At 44.0% G+C, this 16,979-nt stretch carries 10 protein-coding genes; 9 read left to right on the top strand and 1 reads right to left on the bottom strand.

Translation table 11 applies throughout. The features are described from left to right. The first annotated feature begins 34 nt into the window (after positions 1 to 34). The 3 genes from AV939_RS08180 to AV939_RS08170 all read left to right on the top strand — a co-directional run bounded on the left by AV939_RS08180 (position 35) and on the right by AV939_RS08170 (position 5,470). A complete protein-coding gene (locus tag AV939_RS08180; protein WP_082604943.1) occupies positions 35 to 535 on the top strand; it encodes a c-type cytochrome in 501 nt (166 codons plus the stop codon). Between the two features lie 288 nt (positions 536 to 823). Then, positions 824 to 3,379 carry a sensor domain-containing protein gene (locus AV939_RS08175; protein WP_061997512.1) on the top strand — a complete coding sequence of 852 codons (2,556 nt, stop codon included), beginning with the start codon at positions 824 to 826 and terminating at the stop codon, positions 3,377 to 3,379. Between the two features lie 198 nt (positions 3,380 to 3,577). Next, complete coding sequence (locus tag AV939_RS08170) at positions 3,578 to 5,470, top strand: propionyl-CoA synthetase (RefSeq protein ID WP_061997511.1); 1,893 nt, start codon at positions 3,578 to 3,580, stop codon at positions 5,468 to 5,470. Positions 5,471 to 5,520: 50 nt separating this feature from the next. On the opposite strand, the gene AV939_RS08165 is transcribed toward AV939_RS08170, so the two are convergent. Next, positions 5,521 to 6,201, bottom strand: a complete 681-nt coding sequence (locus AV939_RS08165; protein ID WP_057792739.1) for a cytochrome b/b6 domain-containing protein — start codon at positions 6,199 to 6,201, stop codon at positions 5,521 to 5,523. Between the two features lie 243 nt (positions 6,202 to 6,444). Here AV939_RS08165 and dapB point away from each other — a divergent pair, with 243 nt between their 5' ends. The 6 genes from dapB to AV939_RS08135 all read left to right on the top strand — a co-directional run bounded on the left by dapB (position 6,445) and on the right by AV939_RS08135 (position 16,897). Continuing rightward, positions 6,445 to 7,245, top strand: coding sequence for a 4-hydroxy-tetrahydrodipicolinate reductase (gene dapB / locus AV939_RS08160; RefSeq protein WP_057792737.1), 801 nt, complete (start codon positions 6,445 to 6,447; stop codon positions 7,243 to 7,245). A gap of 343 nt (positions 7,246 to 7,588) precedes the next feature. Beyond that, complete coding sequence (gene carA / locus AV939_RS08155; RefSeq protein WP_057792735.1) at positions 7,589 to 8,719, top strand: glutamine-hydrolyzing carbamoyl-phosphate synthase small subunit; 1,131 nt, start codon at positions 7,589 to 7,591, stop codon at positions 8,717 to 8,719. A 13-nt stretch (positions 8,720 to 8,732) separates the two neighbouring features. Beyond that, entirely contained in the window at positions 8,733 to 11,948 is a 3,216-nt protein-coding gene (carB, locus tag AV939_RS08150) for a carbamoyl-phosphate synthase large subunit (RefSeq protein WP_057792733.1), read from the top strand. 127 nt (positions 11,949 to 12,075) lie between these two features. Next, complete coding sequence (gene greA, locus AV939_RS08145; protein ID WP_057792731.1) at positions 12,076 to 12,552, top strand: transcription elongation factor GreA; 477 nt, start codon at positions 12,076 to 12,078, stop codon at positions 12,550 to 12,552. Positions 12,553 to 12,853: 301 nt separating this feature from the next. Beyond that, positions 12,854 to 14,842, top strand: coding sequence for a methyl-accepting chemotaxis protein (locus AV939_RS20005; protein WP_063457187.1), 1,989 nt, complete (start codon positions 12,854 to 12,856; stop codon positions 14,840 to 14,842). A gap of 189 nt (positions 14,843 to 15,031) precedes the next feature. Next, positions 15,032 to 16,897 carry a hypothetical protein gene (locus AV939_RS08135; RefSeq protein ID WP_057792729.1) on the top strand — a complete coding sequence of 622 codons (1,866 nt, stop codon included), beginning with the start codon at positions 15,032 to 15,034 and terminating at the stop codon, positions 16,895 to 16,897. Positions 16,898 to 16,979: the final 82 nt, after the last annotated feature.

Below are 16,979 nucleotides of genomic sequence, written 5' to 3'. Positions count from 1 at the left end.
AGACCAACACAATCGAACAGGCATGGCGATAACTATGAAAAATATTCTAGGAAAGACAATCAAGACCACATTAGCTACCGCAGCTTTAGCAACGTGTTTAGCTGGTGGAGCAATTGCGGCGACGGAAACATCAGAAGCCTCGTCAGAAAAGCATGCGAAAGCGGCGACCCAATACCGTCAAGCGATATTCCAATTGGTACGCAGCAACATGGGGCCGTTGGGCGGCATGGCAAAAGGAGCGCTACCTTTTGATGAGTCTGTGATGATGACCAATGGGGTGCGATTAGAGCAACTTGCGGATATGATGAGTGATTACTTATCTGTTGATACCCGTAAGTTTGATGTAGACACAGGCGCAAAAGACGCAATGTGGGAAAATTTCTCCGATGTAGAATCTAAAATTGCCGCATTAAAAGAAGCGTCAATGGGCTTACAAGCTGCAGTGAAAGCAGGCGATGAAAGTGCTTATCGCGGCGCGATTGGCAAAGTGGGAGCAAGCTGTAAGTCTTGTCATGATGACTACAAAAAAGACTAACCGTTTTAGTTATTCACAGCGCATGTAGTTCGTGCGCTGTTATTTCCTTACCTCCTTACCTCTAGCTGCATACATACATATCATTCATGCTCGCTCATAAATCCTCTTTATATACTAAACAATTGCTCACTTCTTAGTGCAAATGTGCTGGAAAAAAGAGTAAAAATTCTCTATTGTTGACTAAATAATGATCATGATTTTTGCTTGAGCAGTGAAGTTGATAAGTAAATAATTAACGACAAATGATCGCACTATAACCATCTTAAGATGGATTGGAGTTCACCTAAAATGCAGCTTCACGACGGATTGTTGGGCTCTTTACAAGATAGTAGTTTGCCAGAGGTTACCTCGCGGTTGAGTGAAGCCAGGGTAAATACAGAAGCTACCGCTGTCTTGCTTGTTTCGTTATCTCCTACTGCCACTTGCGTGGATATACTGTGCTGCGATGACAATAATTCCGATTCTGAGAAACAGTCACTGGTCATGCCCAAACATGCTCAGCTTCTGTTATCGATGACAGAAATGAGTGCCACATTACCAGGCTGTGATTTTGAATGGCCAGAGGCGCTAACCATTTGTAGCAGCCAAAATGTGATTGTAGGTGGAATAAAAGATTTTCAAGGTAATATTATCGGGGCCGTTCTGATTGTGCTGCGTTGTCATCAATTAACGAGTCATCAAAAGCACTACGCTAGTATAGCCCGTCAGCAAATAGAACTCAGTCTTCAATATAAACTTATTCAACATCCTTTTACCGACAAACTCGCCGAAAAAATTCAGTTGCTTAATGAAATTGGGCGCATCTCTCATGTTGGTGGCTGGGAATTAGATATACATGCAGGCCTTGTCTCGTGGACACGAGAAACCTACTTATTGTTTGGTGTTACGCCGGGAAGAGATATCACGGTAGAGCGAGCTTTAGCCAACTTCCCACAAGTGAGCCGCGAAAAAATTACCAAAGCAATGAAAGCAGCAATAAAGTCACTGTCCACTTTTGCATTAGAGGTAGAGTACATCAATGCAGAGGGTTATCGGCGCTGGTTGAAAATGACGGGCACACCTCAGTCAGAGGTTACTAGCTCGCACCAAGATAAGGTGTATAGGATTTATGGCTCTGTGCAGGATATAACGGAACATAAACGTTTATCCGATACACAACATAACTACACGGAATACCTTTCTACAATTTTAGACAGTATTTCTGATGCGCTTGTGACCATTGATGAAGAGGGCACTGTGATCACAGCCAACAATACGGTTGAGCACGTGTTAGGTTACGATGCTGATGAGCTTATAGGGCAAGATATCTTTATTTTGGTGCCCAAAGTTGAATCACAAAATACCAAAGAATATCTGAAAACGTTTATGGAAGGAGGCAGGAAAACCGCTAAAGCTTCCCCAGAAAATCATTTGGTTAGCCATAAAAATGGCGGCCTGATACCCGTTGATATTTCATTATCTTCTTTTCATTTTGATATGCAAAAGCGGATAGTATTGGTATTTCGGGATATGAGTGTTCGAAAACAATTAGCAGACCAAGTTTATCAAGCCGCTTACTATGACAACATCACTCAATTGCCAAACGCTAAATTGTTCGAAAAAGGCTTGAAGTGTGTTATTCGAAAAGCGGGGGTAACCTACGCAGATATTTACTGCGCGCAAATAGTTATCGACAATATAAGTCAGTATAAGCAGGCGTTTGGTCAGCCTACCGCCGATTATGTTATGCGTATTCTTGCCTCTAGGCTCACTCGAACATTTTCTAAACCTTTCGTTGTTTTCAAAGGCGCCGAAAACAGCTTCTATTTGCTATACGAAGACATCATCACCGAAGAAGATATAGACGCACGACATGCTATAGATGCAGTTCGCCAGCAATTTACCGATGAAGTGTGTAGCGACATTACCTTGCACAACAGCCCCCATAAAATTTATGCCGTGGTAACTATTTGCCAACTAAAAGGTATGGAGACCAGCGTGACGAAAGTCAGGCATATGCTTGGGGAAGGGTATAACCAACTCAGTGAAGACCAAGTGAATGCCCCAGTGGTTTTTCATAGTGCTTCTAGTGTGGGTTATGACAGGTACAATTTCATACGCCAGTCTCTTGGTGCTGCAGTCAGTAATCATGAGCTCTTCATAGAGTTACAACCACAATATGAAAGTGATGGTAGTATGGTGTGTGCTGAAGCATTGGTTCGTTGGCAGCACCCCCAATTAGGCTTAATTACCCCCGCTGAGTTTATTCCTATTGCAGAAGAGAGTGATGCCATAGTTGAAATTGGTCAATGGGTGATGAATGAATGTGGAAAGCTATTATACGAATGTAATAAAAGCGGTTTGAGAACACGGCTTTCAATTAATATAAGTGCCAAACATATGGCTAGAGCCGACTTTAGCGAAAAAATGCTAGCCGTGATCGCCCATTGGAATATTCCAAATGGGAGCCTTACCATTGAACTTAGAGAAGCCGCACTTATTGGAAGTTTTGCTTTGGTGCGTACTTCAATGAAAGAGCTAGCCGATAAAGGGGTGTCATTCTCCATAGATCATTTTGGTAGTGGAAATTTAAATTTAAGTTACCTTCGCGACCTATGTATAAAAGAAGTGAAACTTGATAGGCACTTTATCGATGAAGAAGGCGAGAATGGGGCGCAAAGCCCGCTGCTAAACAGTATTTTCGATATCGCAAAAATCTTCGAATTAAGAACAGTGGCAGAAGGAATAGAAAATAATACGCAATTTAACGATGCGATAAAGCGTGGTTGTCATGTTTTTCAAGGGTACTTTTTAGACAAGCCCCTTAATGTCAGAGATTGGCGAGCAAAATTACCAGTAAAATAGTGTGCATCTGATTAAAGCAAACCAGATTAAGCCCAGTACTTTTGGTCACAAACACCAAATTACTGATGCGGCTAACGCTAATATAAAAGAAATAACTTCAATTTATACAGTGGTTTAATTAACGTAAGCCTGAAGTCTTATACGATAAATTCATGTTTTTGAAGTAGGGTAAAGTAATACTCTATTGCGGAAACGGTCATGAATTATCATCAAGAATATCAGGCGTCAATTGATAACCCAGAAGCATTTTGGCTAGACAAAGCACAGTATCTCGACTGGTTCACCCCTCCTCAAACGGCATTAAGCGAAAATACCAATGGTTACCCTCAATGGTTTAAAGGGGGAAAGCTTAATACCAGTTACTTAGCATTAGACCATCATGTAAATGCTGGGCGCGGCGACGCTGCAGCGTTAATTTACGACTCACCGGTTACAAATACGCAAGAAACCTGGACTTATAATACCCTACTTAATGAAGTAGCCACGTTAGCGGGCGCGCTCACCAGCCTTGGTGTGACGAAAGGCGATACGGTAATTGTCTACATGCCGATGATCCCGCAAGCGGCGGTGGCAATGTTAGCGGTAGCAAGAATAGGGGCCATTCACTCGGTGGTATTCGGTGGCTTTGCTGCCAGTGAATTAGCGGTCAGAATTGATGATGCCGAACCTGCCCTTATTATTACAGCGTCGTGTGGTATAGAAGGTAAAAAGCTACTGCCTTACAAGCCAATGGTTGATGACGCTATCGCCCTTGCTCGCCATAAACCCGTAGGCTGTGTTGTTTATCAACGCCAGCAGCTCAACGCTTCTCTTGTTGATGATTTTGATCATGACTGGCAAGCATTATGTAATGCCAGTGAGCCAGTATCATGCACGCCGGTAGACGCTACCGACCCCCTTTACATTTTGTATACTTCGGGCACAACAGGTAAACCTAAAGGGGTTGTTCGTGACAATGGTGGCCATGCGGTAGCGCTTAATTATTCTATGCAAGCCATTTACGGTATTGATCAAGGTGATGTTTTTTGGGCAGCGTCGGATGTGGGGTGGGTAGTCGGGCACTCTTACATTGTTTATGGGCCACTCATAAAAGGCGCGACTACTGTGATGTTTGAAGGAAAACCTGTAGGCACACCAGATGCTGGCGCTTTCTGGCGTATGGTAGAGCAGCATAAAATTAATGTATTGTTTGCTGCGCCAACCGCATTCAGAGCAATTAGGAAAGAAGATCCTGAAGCTAATTGCATCGCCCGTTACGACCTAAGTAGCTTGCGTACTATATTTATGGCCGGTGAGCGATTAGATCCTCCCACATATCACTGGACAGTAGAAAAAACCGGTAAGCCAGTAGTTGACCATTGGTGGCAAACTGAAACCGGATGGCCCATTTGTTCAAACCCTATTGGTATTGAAGCACTCAGTACTAAACCCGGTTCATCAAGTGTTCCCACACCAGGTTTTAATGTGAGAGTTTTGGCCGCTAACGGTGAGCCGGTTGCAACGGGTGAAAAAGGGGCCATTGCTATTTCTTTGCCGTTACCTCCCGGGTGTTTAACGACTATTTGGCGTGACCATAAACGTTTCACCCAAGGGTATTTGCAGGAATTCGAAGGCTATTACAGCACAGGTGACAATGGGTATATAGATGAAGAAGGATTTGTGTTCATTATGGGCAGAACCGACGACGTCATTAACGTGGCGGGGCACCGGTTATCAACAGGGGAAATGGAAGAAGTATTGGCTTCACACAATGCCGTGGCTGAGTGCAGTGTCATTGGAGTGGCTGACGTGCTGAAAGGGCAAATTCCCGTAGGGTTAGTGCTACTCAAAGATGGCGTTCAAGTAGATGAGGCAGCCTTTGAGCAAGAGCTCATTGCTAAAGTAAGAAATACGATAGGGCCGGTGGCTAGCTTCAAGCGTGCCGTTATTGTTAACCGTTTACCAAAAACTCGATCAGGAAAAATACTGCGTAAGCTGTTAAGACAAATCGCCGCCGATGAGCCAATAAATATACCCTCTACCATTGACGACCCAGCCAGTGTGACAGAGATTGCCGATTTAATGAAACACAAAGGCTTAGTTGAACGCTAAGCCTTATATATCAAGTGCATAGTCAGTTACATAGTTAGCTATACAGGCAGTTAAAAGTACTCTTCTACTTCAGGTGTAGGTGGCGCAATTTCTATCGCGTAATAAAGCGCAGCTGCTGTTACTAGTGCAATCGCCAGCGCAAGCCAAAGACGAGATGAAGGAATGGGCTTGTCGTTGGTGTCTTTTTTGCCATGAAACATAGGGGGCACAAGTTTCTGCTTTTTATACACGGCATAAAACCCAATGGCGGCAACATGTAAGCCTATTACCCACAGTAAAATGTCGAAGGCAAGGTGGTGTAAGGTATTCATCAGATCCAACGTGTTATTGCTAACTAGATGGCGATAGGGGCCATCTAGAAAAATATCGTCGGTCATGAATAGTCCACTTACCGCTTGCACCATTAAGAGTAAAAGCATTACCACGACAAACCAGCCGCCAAGAGGATTGTGGCCTGCCACGGCGGCACTGTTTTTATCAAACAGTGTACGCAAATACCCTATTACCGCACTTGGCCCTTTCACAAATTGACTAAAGCGGGCATAAGTTGGACCTATAACTCCCCACACCAACCTAAATACCAAAAGCCCCAAGGTAAAGTAGCCAATATAGAAATGCCATTGAGTCGCATCGTCCATCCACTCAGCGGTAACATATTGTGCTGCAATACTTACAACCAGTAACCAGTGGAAAAGCCGGGTGGGGAGATCCCATATAAGCTGTTGACGCATATTATTCTGCCTATGTGTTTTGAAGTAGTTCAATAAACCTTAATTTAAACGTTATTTAGGTCTTGGGGTAAACCCACTTACTTTCATGCTAGCTATTTTTACCGTTAAAAACGATAGGTTGCCCACCTTTTTTGTATTAATGCTGCAATTTTTCAATTATCGGTAATATTTAAGCTTATCTCGTTGCAATAGTAACTGCATTTGGCAAAATGCGTTTACTGTTAAAGGAAAAGAATAACGTAAATGAAAGTAGGTTTATTTGGCGCTAATGGGCGCATGGGTCGGGTGCTTATTGAAGCACTAGATCAAAACGAGAATGCAGAATTAAGTGTTGCTACGGTGCGCGATGATTCTCCTTGGGTTGGTATGAATGTAGGCGAACTGGCTGGTATTGGTAAAAAACCAATTGATTGCTTAGGCATGTCTGCGTTAACCCAATCTCACGCCGATGTAATGATTGATTTTACGTTGCCAGTGGTATTTGAAAGTAACATTGCATGGTGTGTGGCCAATAATATGCCAGTGGTCATTGGTACCACTGGGCTAAGTGGAAGTCAGTTGGCTGCGCTAGATGAAGCGGCTAAAACCATTCCCATTGTATTTGCGGCTAACTACAGCGTGGGCGTTAACCTCATGTTGTCATTAGTTCGACAAGCCGCGAGGGCGTTAGGTAACACGGCTGATATAGAAATTACTGAAGCCCACCATAGATTCAAACAAGATGCGCCTTCAGGCACCGCCATGGCCATTGGTGAAGCGATTGCCGATGAGCTAGGTCGTGACCTTAAAACCTGTGCTGTTTATGGCCGTGAAGGCAAAGAGCCTGAGCGTGACCAAGGTACTATCGGTTTTGCTACTGTTCGCGCAGGCGATATTGTCGGTGAGCACACCGCATTGTTTGCCGATATTGGTGAGCGTTTAGAAATAACTCATAAAGCATCGAGTCGTTTAACGTTTGCAAAAGGCGCGGTGCATGCAGCCCAGTGGCTTCACGGTAAGCCGGCAGGGTTATATTCAATGGTGGATGTCTTAGATTTAAAGTAGAAGCCTAACACTGTAGCGGTGTTTTTTAATTTTAACAGCGACTTAAGTGAAAATGCTGCATGTTAATAAGTGGTGGTTTTGGCGGTTATACTAGGTAAATGAGTTTAAGTGGTTATTTTAATAATTTTTAATATTTAAATTAGACATTTTTAGTCAGTCATGTATACTCGCCGGAATTTGCCCGAATTTCGTATTCTAAAGCTATAAAACTGGCTGTAGAACACGGTTTTATTAGCTGCAAAGATCGTAAAATGAGCGCTGTTAAACCAGTACTCTCATTTTTTGTGGGGTTTGGACAGAAATTCTGTTCAAACACATAGTTATCCTTAATCTGGAGGTTGACTTGGCTAATTCTGCCCTTTTGGTGTTAGAGGATGGTTCTGTCTTTAAAGGAACGGCGATAGGTGCGCAAGGCACTGCCGTTGGTGAAGTTGTTTTTAATACTTCAATGACAGGCTATCAAGAAATCATCACTGACCCATCCTACGCTGAACAAATCATTACCCTTACTTATCCACATATTGGCAATACCGGTATTAACGAAGAAGACGTTGAAGCAGATAAAATCTGGTCTAAAGGTCTTATCATTCGTGACTTACCCCTTGTTGCTAGTAATTTCCGTCAACAACAAACGTTATCTGAATATCTCAAAGCTAAAGGCGTTGTAGGTATAGCCGATATCGACACTCGTCGTTTAACACGTATTTTACGTGATAAAGGCGCGCAAAACGGCTGCATCGTTTGTACTGATGAGTTAGATGAAGCGAGCGCGTTAGCACAAGCAAAAGATTATCCTGGCTTGAAAGGCATGGACTTGGCGAAAGTAGTGAGCATTACTGAGCCAAAAACCTGGACTGAAGGCAGTTGGAAGTTAGGCGAAGGGTATATCACTCCAGCCGATAGCAAATATCATGTAGTCGCTTACGATTACGGGGTTAAGAGCAACATTTTACGTTTGCTTGCAGACCGTGGTTGTCGCGTTACCTTGGTACCAGCACAAACGCCTGCTGAAGAAGTTTTAGCTATGCAGCCTGATGGGGTGTTCTTATCTAACGGCCCTGGTGATCCTGAGCCATGTGATTATGCCATATCAGCGATTAAAACTATCGTTGAGACAGGTTTGCCAGTGTTTGGTATCTGTTTAGGTCATCAGCTACTTGCCCTAGCCAGTGGTGCTACTACGGTGAAAATGAAGTTTGGTCACCATGGTGCTAACCACCCAGTGAAAGACTTAAAACGTAATGTGGTTATGATCACCAGTCAAAACCATGGCTTCGCTGTAGATGAATCAAGCCTTCCTTCTAATTTAGAAGTAACGCATGTTTCGTTGTTCGATAAGTCGTTACAAGGTATTCATCGTACCGATAAGCCAGCGTTTAGTTTTCAAGGGCACCCAGAAGCAAGCCCAGGACCGCACGAAGCTGCGCCGCTATTCGACCACTTCATTGAATTAATCGAACAACACAAGCAGTAGGAACGAGCCCGCTATGCCAAAACGTACCGACATAAAAAGTATTCTCATCATAGGTGCTGGCCCTATTGTCATTGGCCAGGCCTGCGAGTTTGATTATTCAGGCGCTCAAGCATGTAAAGCGCTACGCGAAGAAGGTTATCGCGTAATTCTGGTTAACTCGAATCCCGCCACTATCATGACCGATCCAGAAATGGCCGATGCAACATACATCGAGCCAATTCATTGGGAAGTGGTACGCAAAATTATTGAAAAAGAGCGTCCGGACGCTATTCTGCCAACCATGGGCGGACAAACCGCGCTTAACTGCGCGCTCGATTTGGATCATCACGGTGTATTGAAAGAGTTCAATGTTGAACTTATTGGTGCAACGGCTGATGCTATCGATAAAGCGGAAAACCGTGAGCGCTTCGACAAGGCAATGAAAAACATTGGTCTTGAATGCCCACGTGCTGAGATTGCACAGAGCATGGATCAAGCCCACGATGTGTTAACGCGCATTGGCTTTCCATGTATTATTCGTCCGTCATTCACCATGGGTGGAAGTGGCGGCGGTATTGCATACAATATTGACGAATTTAACGAGATTTGTGGCCGTGGTCTCGACCTGTCACCTACCAAAGAACTACTCATTGATGAGTCGTTAATTGGTTGGAAAGAATACGAGATGGAAGTGGTTCGCGACCGTGCAGATAACTGCATTATCGTGTGTACTATTGAAAACTTCGATGCCATGGGTGTACATACTGGTGATTCAATCACAGTAGCGCCAGCGCAAACCCTTACTGACAAAGAATTCCAGCTAATGCGTAATGCCGCTATGGCAGTATTGCGTGAAATCGGTGTTGAAACCGGTGGCTCGAACGTTCAGTTCGGTGTAGATCCAAACACAGGCCGTATGGTGATCATCGAGATGAACCCGCGTGTATCGCGTTCATCTGCATTAGCATCAAAAGCCACAGGTTTCCCAATTGCCAAAGTAGCTGCCAAGTTAGCCATTGGTTACACCCTTGATGAGCTTGCTAACGATATTACTGGTGGTTTAACACCGGCATCGTTTGAGCCTTCAATCGATTACGTAGTCACAAAAATTCCTCGCTTTAACTTTGAAAAATTTGCTGGTGCGAACGATCGTCTTACCACGCAAATGAAATCAGTGGGCGAAGTGATGGCGATTGGTCGTAACCAACAAGAGTCATTACAAAAAGCACTTCGTGGCCTTGAGGTTGGCGCTAATGGCTTAAACTCAATGGTCGATTTAGAAGACCCTGAAGCACGCAACAAAGTTATTTACGAACTACGAGAGCCTGGTGCTGAGCGTATTTGGTATATTGGCGATGCGTTCCGCATGGGCATGACCGTTGATGAAGTCTTTACCCTCACCAACGTTGACCGTTGGTACTTAGTTCAGCTTGAAGAGCTTATTCAACTTGAAGCTCAGGTTGCTGAGTGCGGCTTGCACGGTATTGATGAAGATCTTATGCGCAAACTTAAGCGCAAAGGTTTCTCTGACTCTCGCTTAGCAGAGCTAACGAAAGTGGCGGAAGGTGACATTCGTGAAACCCGTCGCGGCTTTGGTGTGACGCCAGTGTATAAACGTGTTGATACTTGTGCGGCAGAGTTTTCTACCAGCACAGCTTACATGTATTCAACCTACGATGAAGAGTGTGAAGCTGACCCCACTGACAACGATAAGATTATGGTGTTAGGCGGCGGTCCAAACCGTATCGGCCAAGGTATTGAGTTTGATTACTGTTGTGTTCACGCGGCGCTTTCAATGCGTGAAGATGGTTACGAAACCATTATGGTTAACTGTAACCCTGAAACGGTTTCTACCGACTATGACACATCTGATCGCTTGTACTTCGAACCAGTTACGCTTGAAGACGTGCTTGAGATTGTGGCTAAAGAGAAGCCAAAAGGCGTGATAGTTCAATACGGTGGCCAAACGCCGCTCAAATTAGCACGCGCCCTTGAAGCTGCTGGAGTACCTATTATTGGTACGTCGCCTGAAGCTATCGATAGAGCAGAAGATCGTGAACGTTTCCAGCAAATGGTAAACAAGCTAGGCCTTAAACAGCCTGCGAATGCGACAGTGACCAACATTGAGCAAGCCCTTGCAATGGCTGACGGTATTGGCTTCCCACTTGTAGTACGTCCTTCGTACGTACTAGGTGGTCGCGCGATGGAAATTGTTTACGACCTTAAAGACTTAAAACGCTACCTAACGGAAGCGGTGAAGGTTTCTAACGATTCTCCTGTATTGCTAGACCGTTTCTTAGATGACGCAATTGAAGTCGATATCGATGCAATTTGTGACGGTAAAGAAGTCGTGATTGGCGGTATCATGGAACATATTGAGCAAGCCGGTGTACACTCTGGTGACTCAGCCTGTTCATTACCACCACACTCTTTAAGTAAAGAGATTCAAGACACTATGCGTGAACAAGTGAAAGCCATGGCGCTTGAACTTGGTGTAGTTGGCCTAATGAATACACAATTCGCGGTAAAAGATGGCGAAGTGTACTTAATTGAGGTTAACCCACGTGCTGCACGTACAGTGCCGTTTGTGTCGAAAGCCACAGGTGTTCCACTTGCTAAAGTTGCTGCGCGCGCCATGGCGGGTGTTAGCTTGGCAGAGCAGGGTGTTACGACAGAAATTATTCCTCCGTTCTACTCTGTAAAAGAAGTGGTATTGCCATTTGCTAAATTCCAAGGTGTTGATCCACTACTAGGCCCAGAAATGCGCTCTACTGGTGAAGTGATGGGTGTGGGTGATACCTTCGAAGAAGCGTATGCTAAAGCTAACTTAGGTGCAGGCGCGCCATTACCTAAATCAGGTAAAGCGTTAATCTCTGTGCGTAATAACGATAAGAACAAAATTATCGAATTAGCTAAGGCATTGAACGGTGCTGGGTTTAGCATTGAAGCGACTCGCGGTACAGCGACCACCCTTTATGATGCCGGCATTGCTTGTTCAGTAGTGAATAAGCTGTCTGAAGGTCGTCCTAACATTGTGGATTCTATCAAAAACGGTGAGTACGCCTATATCATCAATACAACGGAAGGTCGCCAAGCGATTACCGACTCGGTTTATATTCGCCGAGAAGCATTGTTGAATAAGGTTACCTACACCACCACAATGAATGCTGCTTTTGCCACTATTCGTGCGAAGTCAGCAGACGATCGTGACAAGGTTGCTTCAGTACAAGAGCTTCACGCAAGACTCTAACACTGATGACATTACATGGGATACGCGGTATCCTGTGTATATGACACTTATGTGAACCAAATCAAAAGTGCGCCGGAAGGCGCACTTTTTTCTGTTTAAAATCAACTAGCCAGTCGAGACTGTATTCATGAGTCAGTATCCAATGACCGCGCACGGCGCACAGCTTCTGCGCGACGAACTAAACGAACTTAAAACAAAAACTCGCCCGCGTATTATTCAGTCTATTGCTGAAGCTCGCGAGCACGGCGATTTAAAAGAAAATGCTGAATATCATGCCGCCCGTGAACAGCAAAGTTTCTGCGAAGGCCGTATTCAAGATATTGAAGGTAAGTTGTCGAACGCACAAATTATCGATGTCACCAAAATGGAGAATACAGGTAAGGTGATTTTCGGCACTACTGTGACCATTTTGAACGTTGATACCGACGAAGAAACCACGTATCGCATTGTAGGCGACGACGAAGCGGATATTAAGAAAAACCGTATTTCGGTAAATTCACCTATTGCTCGCGGTCTTATTGGTAAAGAGATTGATGATATGGTTACTATTCAAACGCCAGCTGGTAGTGTTGAAGTAGAAATTATCGAAGTTGAATATATCTGATACACCGCAAACCAGTGGCGCTCGCCACTGGTTTGATTTAATACAAAATACACCACTAAGACCAATTCCTCTTTTACCACTCTTTAATTTTTAAATCTCTTTCCCTTGTGAAAAACGGCCATCAGCCTGCCATGATGAAAACCTTACACTAATTGATAAAGGTGAAAGTCACAGGTAATAGACTACTGTTAATAGCGTATGCATTTATTGGCCATAGCGATATTGATTGCTGTTGTTGCTTACAACGCACTTATTGAATTTTGTAACAACGTTATCCACTTTTTATAAGGCTGTCTTCGTTATGGTATTGAAAAAACTATCGGTGTTGCAGCTTGCCATTTTAGGTACGGCCTGCTTGTTTATATCAATCGTGTTTCTGGCCTACAAAGACATAAGTTCCTCTAGAGAACTACTCTCTTCTGCACAAAGAGATATTAAACTAGTGACCATAATAACAGCCGTAGAACGGGTGGCTCATCATCACGCGGTTGAACGGGGGTTAACGGCTGGCTTTTTAGGTAACCCAAATGATGCATCGCGAAACAAAGTAGTAAACCAAAGAAAAAAGGCCGATGCTGCAATTGATAATGTAAAAAGTATAGTCGCGTCGGACTGGAAAAATTCATCGACAATTAACGTTATTCTTTCACCCGTATATACATTAATGAAAAACAAAGGTGAAATTAGACAGCAGGTAGACGAGTTAAATGGGAAAAATGCTTTTTCTTTCTATAGCAACCTTAATAAACGCGTGTTAAATGCCACCAATGCGCTAACAATGCTAGTTAATGCTCCTGACGCTAAACAGGCGCTGTCACAGGCACTGTTGTTTGCGCAAGCAAAAGAAAAAATGGGGCAGCGACGAGGTAAAATGAATGCGGTTTTGGCATCAAGGAGCATTTCAGGTCCGGTCAGGCAGCAAGTGTTAGCCTATACCAACGAAACCAAATACATAGAAGAAAAGCTCAAGCTGAATTTAAAGGGCGATGCATTAACTGGATTGCAAACCCTATTGAACAGTTCTACAAGCAATGAAATTAATCAAATTGTGGATGACGCCACCTCTGATAACCCTGCATTCTCCTCACTACCCACAAATTCAGAATGGTTTGCATTAGCCACAAAGCAAATAGGCGGCATTGCTGGGTTGTTAGGTGAGCGGTTTGATTACGTGGTAAGCAGCGTTAATTCGAAAGCGAGTAGGGCTAACACAAACTTAGTCATTACATTCGTAGCCATTGTGGTACTCACGCTGATTATTGTTGTTATATATCGCACGTTGATTGGGATCATTACTCAACAGTTAAACAAGTTGGTGACGAACCTAGATAAAATAGCGAAAGAGGGTGACCTCACTATTGATTTATCAATGAGCACGAAGAACGAACTAGGTGACATATCCCGCTCAGTAAATGCCACCATTTTAGCTCTGCGGGATCTTTTGCGTGGCTTAGGCGAATCTATTCTCACAAGCTCCAGGCTTTCCAATCAATTAGAAGACTCTAGTAGTGAAATGCTGGATGATGCGGAAAAAACCCAGCAACTTACTGCGAATATTGCTTCAGCTATTGAACAAGTGGCCGCGACTAGCAGTGAAATTGCTAAAGCGGCGGTAGATACGTTAAGCGCCAGTAAGCAGTTAGACAGTTTAGCTGAACAGTCGCTAACCGCGAACGATAATATTCGTCATAGTATGGAAGTACTGTCTGATGATATCAAAGGTGTACAGCAAAATGCTGCCGATATGGAACAGCAAGTCACAGAAATTGGCTCTATTCTCGACACCATTAATACACTTTCTGATCAAACCAATTTATTGGCGTTAAATGCAGCAATCGAAGCCGCGCGGGCTGGCGAGCATGGCAGAGGTTTCGCTGTTGTTGCTGATGAAGTAAGAAAGCTAGCGCAAAGCAGCCGGGCTTCTTCCGACAAAATATCGAGTTTGTTGTCTAATTTAAAAAATGCCAGTGTAGTAGTGGTCGCGGATATTAATAAAAACGTGGCCTCTATCTCAAATTCTATGGAAGTAACCAACGAAGGCCGTTTTACCGCTGAAAAAGTAAAAGAAGCTGCAACCAATGTTGAAGGCATGGCTAATACCATGTCATCTTCGGCGCAGCAGCAGTCGGCTACTACCTCAGTCATAGCTCAAGATGTGGTGAATGTTGAAGAGGCGGCCCGTCATGAAGTGAATATAGCCACTCGTTTGTCTAAATTATCCGGCGAGATGAAAGAAAACAACCTTCTTCTTCAACGCACAATAGATGGGTTTAAAGTGGATAATGATTAACTATTAAAACAATGGGGCTAAGCAATCTGACGTTAAAGTTGGACACACACTCATGTTGGTTCTCTCATTTTAAGTGTCTGCCTCGCGCTTAACTATCAATCCTTTACAATCTCGCTAAGACTTTTCATTGCCTAACCCCCAGTCAAAGTTTATTCTGCATAAGCTTTTTATTTAACAGGGATTTTTCCAATGGCCTATGATTTTGGTTCACAGACGTTAGGCATAGCCAACCCATTCAAAAAAGAAGGGTTATTCCGCGCAGTAGGCGGCGGCTTGGTGCTCGCGTTAGCCATTTATGCAGTAGCAGGTGTACCTGAGCTATTTGCCGAAAACAAAGTTCGTGGCTACACCTTATTAGGTGTCGCTTTTGTACTGATCGTATCAGGCATTAAACATTGCGCGGTGGGTATTTTGCAGCTCATGCGATTTTTTGTAGGGCGAACTGTGCCAACATCTCTTGCGTATAACCACTCGGTTTCCGAACAAGATGCAGCACAAGCAGAACAAAAATCCCTGCTGTATTCTAAAGAAAGCCTACACGCTATGTTAATGGGGCGTCGCAACACTACGTTTGAAGAGCCCCGCGGTTGGCTAGCCAGATTAGTGCATAGCGTATTGCCAAAACTTACTTTCCTGCCGTTTCCTTTGCGCCATTTATCTCAAGAAATTATTGCCATGGCGGTAACCTTTCTTGTTGCGCTGCTTGCATTCGCTATTGTCTACTTTTTGGTAAGTAACGGCTTAGCGGGTGAGGTGGCTAAAGTATTGGTGATGCCTCTACTCTCAATTTTGCTTCTTGTGTACTTAATAGCAAATTGGGGCTCTACCGCAAAAGGTATTCACAACGAAGGTAACTCACAACTTGCGAAAGCAAGCAGTTTGTCGCTAGGGGTGATTATTGGTCTAGCGATAGTGGTTCCGTTAGGAGCGGGTGTGTTTTTAGATGAGCTAGTAGGTCGCGATATCGATAAAGTACAGGCTTGGGCAAATACATTCCCACTATTTAGCGCTTGGGCAAACTTAGCCTTACTGCTTGTTTGCGTCATTGCTGTGATGGCGTTAATTATGCCGCTACTTTACAAACGAATGGGGCAGGTTACACCTAAAACGGAAGTCAGTGAATTTCGCGCCAATATGCAGGAGTCGGTTCACCCGAATGAAATCTTCATCAATATTGAAAATATCGTGCTTGCGAACCGAAGATACCGTGAAGTACCAAATCGTATTTATGCCGATTTCGATCCTAGACTAAAAGAGCAAGCAGAAGGTAAAGGTAGTTTTGAGGGTGAGTTACTAATAGAAACTCAGCCTACATTAACCGACGGTGTGACCTTGCCAGAGAAAAAGAAAATGGCTCTCACTGCTGTGGCGCAAGTCGCCGTGGTCGCAGCCGCAATTTTATTTTATGTGGGCGGGTTGCAGCTTGCTGAAGTTCTCGATTTAGTTATTCGGCAAGGCGTAAACACCGACGCGCAAGTCAATACTGCAATTACGATGGGCAACAATCTCATTTGGTTAGTGTTTGCGTGGTTAACGGTTCGCGGTGCTGCTAATGTGATGAACAAAGCGTCTCACATGTTTTGGGGTGAAATGACATTTTCATCCTTGCTTATGTTTATGAAAACGGAAGGTACCTATACAGAGTCTCGTGTATCTACAGGCATGGCTATTCATGACTCTACACGGTCCGAAAATGTTGTGGTGCGAAGTAGTATTACCCCTTGGATCATCACCAGCAGGATCAACACTTCTATTTTTGCCACAAGCGGTATGAACAACTTAGAATCGCCACGTTTCATTATGGGAATGAATAAAAATGATGCCGAGCTTGGCGAGATTGTCACTGAGATTAAAGCATTCTTGCGCGGGCGTGAAACCATCGCGTCTATTACCAATGAGGCCGATCTAGCCAATGCTGGAACCATTCATCAGGTAAATCAGCAAACCCGAAGCCATAATGACACTCCTCAAAGCAAAATTACCCTTGAACAGGAAGAAGACGCTGCCGGTTTCTTGCGTAATAATGCAGATGAAGACGATGAAAATAAAAGCTAATATTTAGTTTTATTCGCCGGTGGACGGATTTGCTCCTTGCTTTAGGCGCTTGTACACTAACTTTTTAAGGCTTACTGAAGGG

The organism is Alteromonas sp. Mac1 (assembly GCF_001562125.1).
GTDB lineage: Bacteria > Pseudomonadota > Gammaproteobacteria > Enterobacterales > Alteromonadaceae > Alteromonas > Alteromonas stellipolaris.
Note: the sequence above shows the minus strand (reverse complement) of the source record. Positions and strands in the feature narration are given on the sequence as shown.